Here is a 15695-nt window from a genome sequence, read left to right on the forward strand (position 1 = left end):
GCTCGATCCGACGATTTAAAACGCTCACTCCGGCAACGACCTCGTAATGAGTCTCGTCGTTACCGACACCTTAGGAGACGAGCGCGTCGAGTTCACGGCCGACGGCGACGTCACGCTGTACGTCTGCGGCCTGACGGTGTCGGACGACCCCCACCTCGGGCACGCCCGCCTGTGGTTCCACGCGGACGTCCTCCACCGGTGGCTCGAACACGTCGGCTACGACGTGCGCCACGTCGAGAACGTCACCGACGTGAACGAGAAGATCACGGCCCGCGTCGGCGAGCGCGACGAGTGGGCCGCGGAGCGCGACGTGGCCGAGACGTTCACCGCGAGCGTCTTCGACGCGATGCGCGGACTGAACCTGAAGCGGGCCGAGGTGTACCCCCGCGTCACCGAACACGTCCCGGAGATCATCGACCTCGTGGAGACGCTGGTCGAGAAGGGGTACGCCTACGAGTCGAACGGCTCCGTCTACTTCGACGTGACGAGCTTCGAGGAGTACGGGAAGCTCTCGAACCAGGAGCTCGACGCGCTCGAAGCGCAGGGCGAACCGGACGAGCGCTCGGAGAAGCGCAACCCGTCGGACTTCGCGCTGTGGAAGGCGGACGGCGTGAGCGAGACCGCCGCGCGCGAACACGCGAAACACGACCACGGCGCGGAGACGCCCGACGGCGAGACGTGGGAGTCGCCGTGGGGCGAGGGCCGGCCCGGCTGGCACGTCGAGTGCTCGGCGATGTCGACGACGCACCTCGGCGACACGCTCGACATCCACATGGGCGGCCGCGACCTGGTCTTCCCCCATCACGAAAACGAGATCGCGCAGTCGGAGGCCGCCACCGGCGAGACGTTCGCGCGCCACTGGCTTCACGTCGGCCTCTTGGAGATGGACGGCGAGAAGATGTCCTCCTCCATCGGCAACTTCTGGACGGTCCCCGACGCCCTCGAAGAGCTCGGCGTCAACGTGGTCCGCACCTTCTACGCCGGCGCGGCCTACCGCTCCGAGCAGGCGCTCACCGAGGAGACGATCGCGGAGGCCGAGGAGCGCTGGGAGCGGCTCTCCCGGACGTACGACCGCGCGGTCGACGCGCTCGACTCGACCGACGCCCGCGCGAAGGCCGAGGACGAACAGCTTCGCGGGGCCGTCGACGACGCCCGCGAGGACTTCGCGGCCGCGATGAACGACGACCTCAACCTCCGGGAGGCGACCGCGGCGCTCCTCGATCTCACGGACGCGGTGAACCGGCACGTCGATTCGGAGCCGCCACACGACTACCGCGCTCTCCGCGAGGCGGTGGAGGCGTTCGAGGAACTCGGCGGCGACGTGCTCGGCCTCCAGTTCGAGTCGCCGAGCGACGGCGACGTGGATCTGGCCGGCGAGCTGGTCGAGCTGATTCTGGACGTGCGCGAGACCGAGCGCGAGGCCGGCAACTACGAGCGCGCCGATGAGCTCCGCGACGCGCTCCGCGAGGTCGGCGTCGAGATCGAGGACGGCCCGGACGGCGCGACGTACCGGTTCGAGTAGGACGCGTACTCATGCTCTGCTATGGAGGCCGGTGGTCGGGGAGCGGCTGCCGAAGTGAGAAGCGCTCGTCGCTTTGCTGTTTGTAGTGATAGGGGGACCACCGCCGAAGCCCCAGTCGCTCGGCCGTAGGTGGTTGCTGATAAATCGCCGATCGACACGACGACCACCGAAGCCCCAGCCGCGAGGCGGACAGACGCTCGCTGTGCTCCTCGTCGCTCGTTTCACTCGCTCCTGCGGTGCTTACTTCACCTCTGTCCGCCTCGCGACTGCCCCTTCGAGTCCCGCCCAGCACCGCACCACAGCCTCACGCCTCCCCAGCCTCGTCAGTCGCCGTCGCTCCGCTCCGGGGCCAGCGACTCCCTCGGGCGTGCGACTCGCGCCCTTATCAGGGCGCTCGCCGGCACGCGCCACCGCACCGCTACATTCGTTTATTGGCTGTGACTGGCTGATCCGCCTGTTTAGACGCCTAATCGGCGTCGAGTCGTAATCTTCCGAGATCGGACTCTCAGTCTAACACGTGCTCGGTGTCGTACGAGCCGAGCACCTTCACCCACCCCTTGTCGGCGATGGCCTCGACGTCTCCGACCGCCTTCGCCATGTGGTCTTCGTAGAGGCCGGCGTCAACGTCGAAGTGGAACAGGTAGTCCCCGAGGCGCTCGCCGCTCGGGCGCGACTCGATCCGCGAGAGGTTGAGGTTGCGGTCGGCGAACGCCTCCAGCAGTTCGAGGAGGAGTCCGGGGTAGTTCGCGTTCGGGTAGACGATGAGGGTGGTCTTCCCGCCGGCGTCCGACCGCGCCGACTCGGGGGCGACCACGAGGAAGCGCGTCGCGTTCGAGGTGCGGTCCTGAATGTCCTGCGCGAGGATCTCGAGGTCGTCGCCGGCGTTGTCCGGGTGGCCGATCCCGGCGACCCGGGCGTCCTCGCGGGCGCGCTCGACCCCGCGGGCGGTGGAGGCGACGGCTTCGAGGCTCACCGACGGGTAGTTCGCTTCGAGCCAGTTGCGGCACTGCGCGAGCGCCTGCGAGTGGCTCGCGACGACCTCGAACCCGTCGTCCTGCGCGAGGAGGGCGTGGCGGATCGGGGTGACGACCTCGCGGGTGACCGACACGTCGTAGTCGGCGAGGGCGTCGAGGCTCTCCGTGACGGAGCCCTCGATGCTGTTCTCGATTGGGACGACCCCGCGCTCGAACTCGCCGTCGGCGACGGCGTCGACGATGGCGGTGACCGACTCCCGGAACGACACCTCGGCGGCGACGGCGCGCGCGGCGCGGTGCGAGTACGTGCCGGCGGGACCCAGCGTGACGGCGTTCATCACCCCATCGTACCGGGGGCGGTGAGAAAAGCCTGCGGGGCGCGGCGACGTTTGGGGCGGACGCGCTCCGACGGGAGCCGAGGCCCGTTACTCGTCGTCCGGCTCGGTCGGCACGCCGCCGAGGTTCCCCTCGTCGTCGAACAGCTTGGCGCGGAGGAACCGCGTCCGGTAGCGGTTCGCGCCCTCCTTCGCGTCCGCCTCGCGGATCTCGTCGATCCGGCCGTCCGCGACCGCGTCGATGATGTCTTCCACCTGCTCCTTCTCGCTCGGCGTCAGTTCGAACTCGTAGGTGCGCGGCTGCTCGCTCTCCAGCCGCGTCCACTTGCGCGCGGCCGACACCACCACGGAGCAGGGCTCGCGGCAGGGGAAGACGCCGTCGCCGCCGTCGACATCGAGGTCCGTGTCCTCGTCGTACCCCCACTCCCGTCGCTTCAGACACTGCGAGTCGTCGCAGCACGCCTCCGCGACCCAGTTCACGTGCTCGTGGCCCTCGCCGCGGTCCCACGTCTTCACGACGCCGTAGATGCCGGACTGGCGCTCCATCGTCTCGCGCCAGTGGTTCACGTCCAGGTTCCCCTCGCGCTCGCGGTGCCAGTTGGCGACGGTCGCAGGGTAGATCGTCTCGACCGTCTCGTAGAGGTCACGCGGACCGAGGTCGGGGAACACCCACCCGCCCGCGAGCGACGGCGCGGTCTTCAGCGGCCGGTATCGACCCTTCTCGTCGAGGGTGACGAGGTCGCGCGCGTCGAGCGGGTCGTCGTGCGCCTCCAGCTCGTCGACGGGAACGCCGGCGTCGTCCGCGTGGCGCACGTCGTAGCGGCGCTCGCCCCGGTCCGTGACGGTCGCCGTGATCTTCAGTTCGCCCCACGCGCGCTCGACGCCCGCCGCGAGCGCCGCGTAGCGGGTCGCCACCGTCTCGCCGTCGGCGTCCTCGATCCAGCGGACGAAGGCGCGTCGCGGCCCGAACTCGCCAACGACGCGCTCGAACGCGTACCAGTCCGTGACCGCCGGCGCGCGCTCGTCGAGCGCGGCGTGGAGGTCGCGCTCGGAGAGCCCGGTCCGGCGGTCGACGTCGTCGAGGACGTATCCGCCGTCCTCGTCGCGGGCGACGCCGAACCCCTCGAACCGGAGCGGGTCGCCCGCGTCGCGGTCGGCGAGCGCGTCGAGGACCGCGTCGAACGCGTCGCCCGGGAGGTCGATATCGGGGACCGCGGGCTCGTCGTCGCCCGCCTCGCCCTCGTCGGTCGCGGGGGTGGAGTCGGCCACGGTCAGTCCCCCGTGGCGACGCGGGTCGTCTCGCGCACGTCGTCGAGCGCGGTGCCGAGGGCAGCGCCGGCGTCGGCCGCGCGCTCCAAGACCACGTCGGCCATCAGCGGTTCGGTGCCGACCGCGCCGGCGTACCAGATCCGGGTGCCGTCGACGGTCTCGGGCACGTCGTACCCCTCGGTGTGGTCCTCGCAGAGCCCGACGTCCTCCGGGATGTCCTCCTGAGTGTGGTAGCCGTCGGCGATAAACAGGGGGACGAGGACCACGTCGTCGCTCTCGAAGTGCTCGGGGAGGTCGTCGACCTCCGGGTCCTCGTCCATGTACAGCGCCTTCACCTCGTCGAAGCGGTCGCGCTCGGCGATCCGGTCGGCGTGGTACTCGATCGCCTTCGCCGAGTTCTCGTTGCGCTCGGTGCCGTGGCCGACGACCGCCAGGCCGAAGTCGTCCCCCACGTCGGGGTCGTCGGTGACCGACTCGGCGCGGCGGACGATCACGTCGGTCATCGCGCGGTGGGTCCCCACCGGACCGCAGTAGTGGACCTCCCGGTCGATGTCCTCGGCGACGAGCGTGGCCTGGTCCGCGGAGAGGCCGTCCGACCCCCACTGCGAGACGTCCCACCCGTCGAGGCGGAGTTCGCGGGGGATCACCTGCTCGGTGAAGTACCCCTCCGAGACGAACAGCGGGACGACGTACACCTCGTCGCCCTCGACGGTGCGGAGCACCTCCCGGAAGTGCGGCTCCTCCTTCCAGAAGCCGGTGCGGACCTCGTCGAAGGCACCGGTGGCTCGGATCGTGTCGGCGTGGTCGTACGTCGGCGCGCTCGACTCCGGGTTGAGGTGGGAGCCGTGCGCGACGATGACGAGCGATTGCATACCCGTTCTGGGGCCGCGCCGCTCTTAGGGACTTCGGAGACTTCGGCGGGCCGGGAACGGGTCAGGACGCGTCGGACCTCGGCGCGGCGTCGAGCGCGGCCTCGACGATGCGAACCGCGTCGGGACCGTCCCGGCGACCGACGACGCAGACCAGCGCGTCCCCCGCGACGCCGGCGGCGACGACCGGGACCTCTCGGGCGGCGAACCGGCGGACGACGGCTCCGAGCGCCTCCGCGTCGACGTCCCCGGCCGCGACGACCGCCGTGTGGTCGCCGTCCGAGACGACGCCGGTGTCGCCGACGCGGAGGAGCGGAGCCGCTTCGTCGCCGAGGTCGGCGACCCCGACGCCGCTCCGCATCGAGACGGTCGTCTCACGCGACTCGGTCGCGTACGCCGGGAGGTCCTCGCGGAAGCGGCGGAGCGCGGCCGCGATCGCGTCCGAGTCGCCGTCGAGGTCGGCGGTCTCGGCGAGCCACTCGGCCGCGGCGCTGTGGTTCAGGAGTCCGGCGCGGAGCGCGTCGAAGACGAACGGGCGCGACCGGACGGCCTCGCGGGTGTCGGCTGCCAGCGACATGCCTCCCGGTCCGCGGGCGCGGCGCAAGGCGGTTTCGGTCGCGGTCCCGCGCGGCGGGCGATCGCCGCTCAGTCGTCCTCGGCGACCCCGGCCGTCGGCGACCGCGCGGACTCCGACGACTGGGCGGACTCGGCGGCGGGCGCGGGGTCCTCCGCCCGCGACAGCCACCGGAGGAACCCGCCCATCGCGACGAGGCAGACGACCGCGAAGGGAGCGCCGGTGACGATCACCGACGAGCGGAGCGCCGTCGCGCCGCCGACGACCACCAACACCGACGCGATAGCGCCCTGGAGAACTCCCCAGAACACGCGGTTCGCGCCCGACGGTTCCCGGCTGCCGCCGGTGGTGAGCATGCCGACGGCGAGCGTCGAGGAGTCGGCCGAGGTGACGAAGAAAGTCGTCACCAACACGAGGAACAGGAGCTGCCACAGCTCTCCGCCGGGGAAGGCCCCGAAGATGACGTACCCGGAGACGCCGTCGCCGAACTCGCCGACAGCGCCGAGCACGTCGACCGCCCCGGAGTCCTGGAGCCGGATTGACGTGCCGCCGATGACGGTGAACCACAGCGCGGAGACCGCGGTCATCGTGCCGAACGCGGTCCCGACGACCGACCGGATCGTCCGCCCGCGGGAGATCCGGGCGAGGAACAGCCCGACGAACGGGGCCCACGCGATCCACCACGACCAGTAGAAGACGGTCCACGCCGCGGTCCAGCCGGGACCGTTCTCGACGCCGCTCCCGGTGAACAGGCTCATCTCGAAGAATGAGGTCGCGTACGTGCCGAGCGCCGCCACGCCGACGTTCAGCACGTCCGTCGTCGGGCCGGCGACGAGCGCCACGCCGAAGAGGAGCGCCATGACGCCGACGTTGAACACGGAGAGCCGCCTGATACCGCGGCTGACGCCCGCGACGAGCGACAGCGTGAACAGGAGGGTGATACCGACGATGACCGCGACGGTCTCGGCGTCGCCGAACGAGACGCCGGTCCGGTACGTCACGCCGGTGAGCAGCTGCGTGGCGATGAACCCGAGCCCCGTCGCGATCCCGCCGATGGTGGCGACGACCGCGAGCGTGTCGACCGTCCGGGCGACGACGCCGTCGAGTCCGTCCGGACCGAGGAGCGGGTACAGGGCGGTTGAGACGCGGAACGGCGCGTCGTGGCGGTACGCGAAGTACGCGACCGGGAGGCCGATCGCGAGGTACCCGCCCCACGCGCTGATCCCGTAGTGGAAGACCGTGTACGCGACCGCCGGCACCGCCGCCGCGCTCGACTCCGCGGCGACCTCCCCCGCGAACAGCGGCGGGACGGTCTGGTAGTGGAGCAGCGCCTCGACGGGGCCGAAGAACACGATCCCCGCCGAGAGCCCGGCGGAGAAGAACATCGCGACGTACGAGAGCGTCCCGTACTCCGGGTCGCCGTCGCCGAGGCGGACGCGCCCGTACTTCCCGACGAGGAGGTAGCCGGCCGCGAGCACCAGCGCGAGGACCGATCCGAGGTACAGCCACGCGAGCCCCTGACCGAACCTCACGAACGCGGCGTCGATGGCGGCCGCCGCGCCGTCGGTGTCGGCCACGGTGTACGCGAGGAAGGCGAACGTGACGAGCGACCCGACGGCGAACGGGACGGGATCGACCTCGGCGCGGAACGAGCGTATCGACTCGACGACGGAGCGTTCACTCATAAATGGGCGTCTACCGATCGGTGGGGCGCGATCCGCTTAAACCTGTTTCTGAACCCGTTGAATCCGATATTACGGGAGAGGTTGACGCCGAATATTCGAGTATAAATACGCCGCCGTCCGAGCGGGCTGACCCGGGGCGAGTCGCGTCCGAGCGTGTGGACCCGGGGCGAGTCGCGTCCGAGCGTGTGGACCCGGGGCAAGTGACTCCTGTCGCCGGAGCGTACTCCGCGGCGTGAACCACGTCCCGAACGAGGCGCTGGCCGCGGTCGACGCGTTCGGCGAGGGCCACCTCCGCGGGGACCCGCCGGCGGTCCGGGAACGGCTCCGGTCGGACCTGCGGGTCCGCATAACCGCGAACGGGGACGGCCAGACCGCCCTGTGTCGGTTCGAGACGGAACACGCGCGAGCGCCGCCGACCCTCCGCGACCGCGGCTCGTTCCTCGCCACGTACGTCGACGGGATCGACGAGCGGCTCCGCGAGTGGGGGGTCGAGCCGCCGGAGGCCTACGAGTACCGCGAGACCGTCGACGGCACGCACCGGTACGAGGGGACGCTGTCGCTGCCGTGACCGGGGCGGCGGGACTCGCGTCGGGGATTTATGGGGCCGTCGGACGCAGGGCGTGACGTGATCCGAACCGCCGCCTACGCCGCGCACGTGCTGTCGGGGGCCTTCTGGACCGGGGCCGTCCTGTTCGTCGTCTACGCGGTCCTCCCGCGGGCGCGAGAGGGTGCGCTGTCGCGGGAGTCGTTCGCCGACGCCGCGCACCGCCTCCTCATGGTCACGCGCTGGACCGGCGTCGCGCTGCCGCTCACCGGGGCGTACCTCATCTGGCTGCTCTACCGGCCGCTGGAGCTTCTGACCGGCACGTCGCGGGGGTGGGCGGTCCTCGCGATGCTGTCGCTGTGGGGGGTCATGAACGGACTTGTCGAGTTGGGAGTCCTCCGAATGCGTCGGGAGATCGACCCCGACGTGGGGTGGGGGACGTACATGGCCGAGGGGTTCCCGACCGAGGCGCTCGGCGGTGCCGGGAACGCGCCGGAGGCCGCCCGGTTGGCGACCGTCGCGCGCCCCTACCTGCTGGCGAGCGCGGCTCTGGCCGTCCTGCTGCTCGTCGACGCCGCGCTCTTGGCCGGCGGGCTGCCGGGGTGAGGCTGGGGCGACCGAGAGGGCCGAGACGACTCGGGAGCGACCGAGAGCGTCGAACCGAGCCGTTCCTATATAAACGACCTCGAACCGGCCGTCGCTGCCGGACAAAGTTCAATGGTAACTCTCCACACGGATAGGCGACGACGGCCGCGTTGTAGTGCGGTTTTCGACGGCAACCCTCGGCGGCGATCGCTCGCATCCGTTCGCCGCTCACCGAGAAGTTTATATAGAATCACAATCAATCAAACGCTGTATGAGTCAGCGAATGCAGCAGGGCCAGCCGATGATCATTATGGGCGAGGACGCCCAGCGCGTCCAGGACAAGGACGCACAGGAGTACAACATCTCCGCGGCGCGCGGCGTCGCCGAATCCGTCCGCTCGACGCTCGGACCGAAGGGGATGGACAAGATGCTCGTCGACTCGATGGGCGACGTGACCATCACCAACGACGGCGTCACCATCCTCCAGACGATGGACATCGACAACCCGACCGCCGAGATGGTCGTGGAAGTCGCCGAGACCCAGGAGGACGAGGCCGGCGACGGGACGACCAGCGCGGTCGCCATCGCGGGCGAGCTGCTGAAAAACGCCGAGGACCTCCTCGAACAGGACATCCACCCGACCGCGGTGATCAAGGGATTCAACCTCGCGAGCGAGTACGCCCGCGAGCAGGTCGACGAGGTCGCCACCGCCGTCGACCCCGAGGACACGGAGACCCTCCGGAACGTCGCCGAGACGTCGATGACCGGCAAGGGCGCTGAGCTGGACAAGGACGTGCTCGCCGACCTCGTCGTCCGCGCGGTACAGGGCGTCACCGTCGCGGCCGACGACGGCTCCCACGTGGTCGACCTGGCGAACCTCAACATCGAGACGCGCACCGGTCGCGCGGCGAGCGAGTCCCGCCTGCTCACCGGCGCGGCGATCGACAAGGACCCGGTCCACGAGGACATGCCGACCGACTTCGAGTCGGCCAACGTCCTGCTCCTCAACGACCCCATCGAGGTCGAGGAGGCCGACGTCGACACCTCCGTCAACGTCGACTCCCCGGACCAGCTCCAGAAGTTCCTCGATCAGGAGGAGGAGCAGCTCCGCGAGAAGGTCGACACGATCGTCGAGTCCGGCGCTGACGTCGTCTTCTGTCAGAAGGGGATCGACGACCTCGCGCAGCACTACCTCGCGAAGGAGGGAATTCTGGCGGTCCGGCGGACGAAGAAGTCCGACCTGACCTTCCTGAAGAACGTCCTCGACGCGCCGATCGTCACGGACCTCGACTCGCTTTCCGCCGACGACCTCGCGGTCGGCTCGGTCGAGCGCGACGCGGACGAGGAGCTGTTCTACGTCGAGGGCGAGGACGCCCACGGCGTCACGCTCCTCCTGTACGGTACCACCGAGCACGTCGTCGACGAGCTCGAACGCGGCATTCAGGACGCGATCGACGTGGTCTCGACGACCGTCTCCGACGGGCGGACCCTGCCCGGCGGCGGCGCGGTCGAGGTCGAGATCGCGCGCCGGCTGCGCGACTACGCCGACTCCGTCGAGGGTCGCGAGCAGCTCGCGGTCGAGGCGTTCGCGGACTCGCTGGAGCTGATCCCGCGCGTGCTCGCCGAGAACGCGGGCCTCGACGCGATCGACCTGCTGGTCGACCTGCGCGCGGCCCACGAGGCCGGCGACGAGCACGCCGGGCTCGACGTGTTCGCCGGCGAGGTCGTCGACACGGCCGAGGCGGGCGTCGTCGAGACGGCCCACGCCAAGGAGCAGGCGATCGCCTCCGCGGCCGAGGCCGCGAACCTCGTGCTGAAAATCGACGACATCATCTCGGCGGGCGACCTCTCGACCGCCGGCGACGGCGACGAGGGCGGTGCCCCCGGCGGCGGCATGGGCGGCATGGGCGGCATGGGCGGCGCTATGTGAAATCTGTCGGAGACAGATTTCCATAGACCGTCAGGCCCCGCCTGACGCAGTCGATGTAAGCGAGGTTCCGACCGAACCCGCCCCGACCGCCGCAGCGACGACCGCTCGATAATTACCGCCGTTCACACGCTCTGTTTTCCCCCGTTTCACGCGACGGTCGACAGCGGCCGCCACGTCGGACCGAGCGACTCGACCGGGACGATGCGCTCCGACCGGACCGGAGAGATCCGGTCTCCGGGACCGTCCGTGCGCGGCGCGCGCATCCGCGGCCGCACCTCTTTACGGATCCGGACCGTACGGATCGGCGATGACGAACCTGACACTCTACGAGCTGGAGGGCTGTCCGTACTGCGCGAAGGTGAAGACGAAGCTCTCTGACCTCGGTCTGGAGTACGACTCGGTGATGGTGCCGCGCTCGCACAGCGAGCGCACCGAGGTCGAGGAGGTCTCCGGACAGACGGGCGTGCCGGTCCTCGTCGACGAGGAGCACGGGGTCGAGGGGATGCCGGAGAGCGACGACATCGTCGAGTACCTCGAAGAGACGTACGGCAACGCGAGCTAAGCGGCCGGTCACGCGGGAAGCGCGGTCGACGGACGCGGCGTCGACCGAACGAGAGGCTATTTATTCGGCGGGGGTGAGGTGTCCGGCGTGCGACTCCATCACCGTCCCGCCGCGGCGACCGACCCGTCGGAGACCGTCCTCGCGAGCGACGTCGACGTCGCGCGCTCGACGCTCGAACAGGCGCGGGGGCTGATGTTCCGCCGGTCGATCCCGGACGACTACGCCCTCGTGTTCCCGTTCGACGAGGCCGACACGCAGTGGCTCCACATGCTGTTCGTGCCGTTCGCCATCGACGCGGTGTGGCTCGTCGACGGCGAGGTCGCGGCGAAAAAGCGGCTCGCGCCGTTCGTCGGGCTGGGCCGCGGTCGCGCCGACACCGTCGTCGAACTCCCCGCGGGCGCGGCGGAGTCGGTGAGCGTCGGCGACGAACTGCGGCTCGTCGACTGAGCCCGCGACCGGTCGGGCGCTCCGGCCGCGAGCGGGGCGGCGGAGCGCGTCAGGCGTCGCGCTCGTTCGGGCTGAACAGGTCGTCGTCTGACGGCGGGCCCTCCGCGGCCCGCAGCGACAGTTCGACCCGGCTCCCGCCGGCCTTGCTCTCGGCGATGTCGAGCGTCCCGCCGCCAGCGGTGACGATCCAGTTCACGTACCAGAGGCCCAGCCCGCTCGCGTGTTCGAGCGGCGTCTCCTCGCCGGTGAGGACGGCGCGCTCGGCCGGCGGGATCCCCGGCCCGTCGTCGGCGACGACGAGCGAGACCCACGACTCGCTCGGCAGTTCCGCGGCCGAGACCCGGACTCGCGGTTCGTCGGCGTCGTTGTGACGGATCGCGTTGTCGACGAGTTCGGTGATCGCCTCGGGGAGGAACGAGACGGCGGAGACGACGAGCCCCTCGGGGACGTCGACCTCGACGGCGGCCCGGTCGTGGATCGCCGGGTCGAGCGATTCGAGCGCGGCGTCGACCGCGGGGGCGAGCGTGACGGGGCGCGGCGAGGGCCGCTGCGAGAGCAGCCGTTCCACCTTCCGGGACGTCTCGCCGAGGCGCAACAGCCGCTCGGCGGTGTCGACGACCCGCCGCAGTTCGGCGGTGAGGTCCGGGTCGTCGATCGACTCGATGGCGCGGGCGGTGAAGCCCGTGACCACGTTGAGGTCGTTCCGGAAGTTGTGGCGCAACACGCGCGTCAGCACCGCGAGCCGCTCCTCTCGCAGCGACGCCTCGGTGACGTCCTCGCCGACGCCGACCGCGCCGACGACCCGGTCGCCGTCGGTGACGGGGCCGATAGAGAGCCGGTAGGGGACGCGCTCGCCGGAGCGGGTGAGCAGCCGCGCCTCGCAGGCGGCGGGGTCGGCGTCGCGGTACACCCGTGAGAGCGCCTCGCTGACGGCGTCGCGCGTCGCCTCGTCGAACAGCGACGTGAGCGCCGTCCCGGACAGCGCCGCCGGCTCGTAGCCGGAGTCGGACGCCAGCCGGCCGTTCCACCGCGAGAGCGTCCCCTCCTCGGTACACCGGAACAGCGCGAGCGGGACGGTCCCGGCGAGCGCGTCGACCAGCCGCCGCTCGGCGTCGCGCTCGTTCGCCGCCGCGACGCGCGCGGTCGCGTCCGAGAACCCGACGACGAGCCACTCGCCGCCGGCGATCGTCGCCGTGTGGAGCGCCGCGTCGACCCGGAGTCCGGGGTCGCCGATCCGGACGTCCCACTCGAACCGCTCGGTCCGGGCGTCGTCGGGGGCGGACCCCCCGGCGTTCGAAGCCCGGGCCGCGACCTCCGAGACCGGCTCCCCGGCGACGGTGCGGTCGGTCTCGCCCACGTCCGGGAGGCCCATCAGCGTCAGCGTGCCGCGGTCGTGGCCGAGGAGGTCGGCCGCGGCGGGGTTCGCGGCGCGGATCGCCAGCGTGTCGGGGTCGCACACGAGCGTTGCGGTCGGGACCGCCTCGACGAACGCCCGGAGGACCCCGGTCGCGTCGACGGTCCCGGTCGGGTCGGCGGCCCCGCTCGACGACGGCCGGTCGTCGGTCGGCGGGTCCCCGTCGCGGTCTCCCATCTGTCGGTTACCGAGACACTCCGCGCATATGTGTTTATTGATTTATGGGTCGCGGCGACCCGGGAGGGGTGCGGGCCGAGACGCGCGTCGATCGTCGGCCGGGACGCCCGTCGGCTCTCGACCGGAGACCGGTCAGTCCGCCTTCACCTGCCAGTCGCGGACGGTGTCCGCGCCCACGCCGTCGACATCGGCCGCGAGGTCGTCCGGGTCGGCCGACTTGAGCTCGTCGACGCCGTCGATGCCGGCGTCTTTCAGCTTCTCCGCCGTCTTCTCGCCGATCCCTTCGACCGCCTGAAGCTCCGACCCCTCCTGCCGGGCCGTGAACTCGCGGTAGTTACAGATCGGACAGCCCAGCTCCCACGGCTCGTCGCCGGAGTGGACCCGGAGGTGCGGGAGGTCGTGCTCCTCGCAGCGCTCGTCTGTGACCTCGATCTCGCCGCGCCGCGGGAGCGGCAGCGAGTAGTCGCAGTCGGGGTAGCGCGTACAGCCGACGAGCCGGGAGCCGGAGCGGAGCCGCTTGATGGCCAACTCGCCCCCGTGTTCCTCCCCGCACTCCGGACAGACCCCGATCACCTCGTCCTCCTGCTCGTCCGCCTCGTCGGCCTTACACTGCGGGCAGCCGTGGACGAACGTCTTCCGGCCGGCGAGCATCTTCACGTGCCGGAGGTCGTGGTCCTCGCAGGTCTCGTCGAGGATGAGCGGCTTGCCGGTCGAGGGAAGCGGGAGGGTGTACTCGCAGTCGGGGTAGCCGTCGCAGCCGACGAAGTACGACCCCTGTCGCGACTTCCGGACGAGGAGGTCCGAGCCGCACTCCGGACAGGGACCGAGCGTCTTGTCCGCCTTCAGGGAGTTCTGGAGGTGGTCGCCGACCGTCTCGCGCGACTCGGTGAGGTCGTCGAACACGCTCGAAAGCAGCTCGCGAGAGGCCTCGGTCACGTCCTCGTACTCCCTCTCGCCGGCCGCGATGGCCGCCATGTCCCGTTCGAGCTGGGCGGTCATCTCCTCGCTCACGATCCGGTCGGCGAACTCCTCCGCCGCCTCGACGACCGCCTCCGCGAGCCGCGTCGGCCGCGGCGGGTCGCTCTCGACGTAGTTGCGGTCGTACAGCTTCTCTATCGTGCGGTGGCGGGTCGCCTTCGTCCCCAGCTGCCGCTTCTCCATCTCCTCGATGAGCCGGGACTGGCCGTAGCGGCGGGGCGGCTGGGTCTCTTTCCCCTCGGTGGCGCGGTCCGACAGCGACAGCGTCTCGCCGACCTCCACGTCCGGGACGATCCGCTCGTCGCTGGAGCGGTACGGGTACACCTCGTGGTACCCCGCCTCCAGCAGCCGCTTGCCGTTGGCCTTCAGCCGCAGTCCGCCGTCGGCGACGAGGTCCGCGGGCTTCGCCGCGTCGTCCGGATTCCGCAGCGCGGCGAGCCCGTCCGCGCGCTCGGCGATGGGGGTCGCCTCGCCGTTCGCGAGCGCGACGACCCGCAGCCGCTCCCACGTCGCCGGGTCGGCGCAGGTCGCGAGGAAGCGGCGGACGATCAGCTCGTACACCTCCCACTCGTCGTCGGAGAGGTCCGAGGCCGAGGGGAGCTCGCCGGTCGGGTGGATCGGGGGGTGGTCCGTCGTCTCCTCGTCGCCCTCGGTCGGCTCGATCTCGCGGTCGTCGTCGATCAGGCTCGTGGCGTCGGTCCCGAACGTCGACGACTCCGCGAGGTCGGCTATCAGCTCCTCGGGCTCCAAGTCGTCGGGGTACACCGTGTTGTCGGTCCGGGGGTAAGTGACGTAGCCCGCGGTGTAGAGGTCCTCCGCGAGCGACATGGCGCGCTGCGCGGAGTAGCCGAGCGAGCCCGCCGCGCGGATGAACGCCGTGGTGTTGAACGGCGTCGGCGGGTCGTCGGTCTGGGTCCGTCGCGTCACGTCGTCGACGTTCGCCCCGTCGGCGGCGTCGAGCGCCTCGGTGAGCGTCTCGGCGACGCCCTCGTCCCAGACGCGCTCGCGCTCGTTGCCCTCGTCGTTCAGGTAGAAGTAGCGCGCCTCGAAGGGGTCGCCGCCGGACTTCGCCAGCTCGCCGGTGAGCTCCCAGTAGGGCTCCGGATCGAACGCCTGTATCTCGCGCTCGCGGTCGACGATGAGCTTGAGCGTCGGGCCCTGGACCCGGCCGACGGAGATGAAGTCGTCGCCGAGCTGGCGGGCCGATAAGGAGAGGAAGCGGGTGAGCGCCGCGCCCCACGTGAGGTCGATGGTCTGGCGGGCCTCGCCGGCGGCCGCGAGCTCGAAGTCGAGCTCGTCGGGGTTCGCGAACGCCTCCTGCACCTCGTTTTCGGTGATCGAAGAGAAGCGCACGCGGTCGACGGGGGCGTCCTCGTTCACCTCGCGCACCAGCTCGTACGCCTCCTTGCCGATCAGCTCGCCCTCGCGGTCGTAGTCGGTCGCGATGACGACGCGGGAGGCGTTGCGGGCGAGCCGCCGGAGCGCGGCGACGATCCCCTCCTGCGTGGGCGTCTTCGTGACGGGCGCGTCGATCAGCTCGACCGGCTCGACGTCGCGCCAGTCGTTGTACTCGGCGGGGAAGTCGACGCCGACGACGTGGCCGGAGAGGCCGATGCACCGCTTGCCGCCCCACTCGTAGACGTTGACGTCGTTGGTCCGCTCCGCGGTCGCGGACTCGCCGCTCAGGATGTCGGCGATGCGCCGCGCCGCGTTGTCCTTCTCCGTGATTATCAGCTCGGGGCCGCGACTCATTGCGCCGAGATACGCCGCTGCCGGGTCTAAAGCTTTCGCGACGCGAGATTGGCGGCAGGCGCGGGGTCGAAGGGCCTC

Annotated in this window: 13 protein-coding genes; 6 read left to right on the plus strand and 7 right to left on the minus strand. The window is 70.9% G+C overall.

From position 1 onward, the window contains the following. Positions 1 to 46 precede the first annotated feature (46 nt). On the plus strand, positions 47 to 1522 hold the full coding sequence (gene cysS / locus NAF06_RS03480; protein ID WP_008582136.1) for a cysteine--tRNA ligase: 1476 nt from the start codon (positions 47 to 49) through the stop codon (positions 1520 to 1522). A gap of 505 nt (positions 1523 to 2027) precedes the next feature. On the opposite strand, the gene pheA is transcribed toward cysS, so the two are convergent. From pheA to NAF06_RS03505, 5 genes are all read right to left on the minus strand, one after another. Continuing rightward, entirely contained in the window at positions 2028 to 2834 is an 807-nt protein-coding gene (gene pheA, locus NAF06_RS03485) for a prephenate dehydratase (RefSeq protein ID WP_008582138.1), read from the minus strand. 87 nt (positions 2835 to 2921) lie between these two features. After that, on the minus strand, positions 2922 to 4100 hold the full coding sequence (locus NAF06_RS03490; RefSeq protein WP_008582141.1) for a DR2241 family protein: 1179 nt from the start codon (positions 4098 to 4100) through the stop codon (positions 2922 to 2924). Between the two features lie 2 nt (positions 4101 to 4102). Next, complete coding sequence (locus NAF06_RS03495; RefSeq protein WP_008582143.1) at positions 4103 to 4972, minus strand: CbiX/SirB N-terminal domain-containing protein; 870 nt, start codon at positions 4970 to 4972, stop codon at positions 4103 to 4105. Positions 4973 to 5033: 61 nt separating this feature from the next. Continuing rightward, positions 5034 to 5546 (minus strand): DUF7523 family protein, encoded by a 513-nt coding sequence (locus tag NAF06_RS03500; RefSeq protein WP_008582144.1) that lies wholly within the window; start codon positions 5544 to 5546, stop codon positions 5034 to 5036. 68 nt (positions 5547 to 5614) lie between these two features. Then, positions 5615 to 7228: a BCCT family transporter gene (locus tag NAF06_RS03505; RefSeq protein WP_008582147.1), complete on the minus strand. Its 1614-nt coding sequence runs from the start codon at positions 7226 to 7228 to the stop codon at positions 5615 to 5617. 232 nt (positions 7229 to 7460) lie between these two features. Here NAF06_RS03505 and NAF06_RS03510 point away from each other — a divergent pair, with 232 nt between their 5' ends. The 5 genes from NAF06_RS03510 to NAF06_RS03530 all read left to right on the plus strand — a co-directional run bounded on the left by NAF06_RS03510 (position 7461) and on the right by NAF06_RS03530 (position 11296). Then, complete coding sequence (locus tag NAF06_RS03510; protein ID WP_008582149.1) at positions 7461 to 7796, plus strand: hypothetical protein; 336 nt, start codon at positions 7461 to 7463, stop codon at positions 7794 to 7796. Between the two features lie 30 nt (positions 7797 to 7826). Next, complete coding sequence (locus tag NAF06_RS03515; protein ID WP_394294981.1) at positions 7827 to 8378, plus strand: copper resistance protein CopD; 552 nt, start codon at positions 7827 to 7829, stop codon at positions 8376 to 8378. Positions 8379 to 8640: 262 nt separating this feature from the next. Beyond that, positions 8641 to 10287 carry a thermosome subunit beta gene (thsB, locus tag NAF06_RS03520; RefSeq protein WP_049908615.1) on the plus strand — a complete coding sequence of 549 codons (1647 nt, stop codon included), beginning with the start codon at positions 8641 to 8643 and terminating at the stop codon, positions 10285 to 10287. 307 nt (positions 10288 to 10594) lie between these two features. After that, positions 10595 to 10849, plus strand: a complete 255-nt coding sequence (locus NAF06_RS03525; RefSeq protein ID WP_006629582.1) for a glutaredoxin family protein — start codon at positions 10595 to 10597, stop codon at positions 10847 to 10849. A gap of 78 nt (positions 10850 to 10927) precedes the next feature. Further along, positions 10928 to 11296, plus strand: a complete 369-nt coding sequence (locus NAF06_RS03530; RefSeq protein ID WP_008582157.1) for a DUF192 domain-containing protein — start codon at positions 10928 to 10930, stop codon at positions 11294 to 11296. 49 nt (positions 11297 to 11345) lie between these two features. On the opposite strand, the gene NAF06_RS03535 is transcribed toward NAF06_RS03530, so the two are convergent. Beyond that, a complete protein-coding gene (locus NAF06_RS03535) occupies positions 11346 to 12887 on the minus strand; it encodes a PAS domain-containing sensor histidine kinase (RefSeq protein ID WP_008582159.1) in 1542 nt (513 codons plus the stop codon). Between the two features lie 132 nt (positions 12888 to 13019). Next, on the minus strand, positions 13020 to 15617 hold the full coding sequence (locus NAF06_RS03540) for a DNA topoisomerase I (protein ID WP_008582161.1): 2598 nt from the start codon (positions 15615 to 15617) through the stop codon (positions 13020 to 13022). Between the last annotated feature and the right edge of the window lie 78 nt (positions 15618 to 15695).

The sequence above is a fragment of the Halorubrum hochsteinianum genome (assembly GCF_023702125.1).
Taxonomy (GTDB): Archaea; Halobacteriota; Halobacteria; order Halobacteriales; family Haloferacaceae; genus Halorubrum; species Halorubrum hochsteinianum.

Coding starts and splice junctions, on each gene's coding strand:
- thsB (WP_049908615.1), top strand. CDS start 8,641: ATGCAGCAGGGCCAGCCGATGATCATTATGGGCGAGGACGCCCAGCGC.
- NAF06_RS03495 (WP_008582143.1), bottom strand. CDS start 4,972: ATGCAATCGCTCGTCATCGTCGCGCACGGCTCCCACCTCAACCCGGAG.
- NAF06_RS03525 (WP_006629582.1), top strand. CDS start 10,595: ATGACGAACCTGACACTCTACGAGCTGGAGGGCTGTCCGTACTGCGCG.
- pheA (WP_008582138.1), bottom strand. CDS start 2,834: ATGAACGCCGTCACGCTGGGTCCCGCCGGCACGTACTCGCACCGCGCC.
- NAF06_RS03535 (WP_008582159.1), bottom strand. CDS start 12,887: ATGGGAGACCGCGACGGGGACCCGCCGACCGACGACCGGCCGTCGTCG.
- NAF06_RS03505 (WP_008582147.1), bottom strand. CDS start 7,228: ATGAGTGAACGCTCCGTCGTCGAGTCGATACGCTCGTTCCGCGCCGAG.
- cysS (WP_008582136.1), top strand. CDS start 47: ATGAGTCTCGTCGTTACCGACACCTTAGGAGACGAGCGCGTCGAGTTC.
- NAF06_RS03515 (WP_394294981.1), top strand. CDS start 7,827: ATGGGGCCGTCGGACGCAGGGCGTGACGTGATCCGAACCGCCGCCTAC.
- NAF06_RS03540 (WP_008582161.1), bottom strand. CDS start 15,617: ATGAGTCGCGGCCCCGAGCTGATAATCACGGAGAAGGACAACGCGGCG.
- NAF06_RS03500 (WP_008582144.1), bottom strand. CDS start 5,546: ATGTCGCTGGCAGCCGACACCCGCGAGGCCGTCCGGTCGCGCCCGTTC.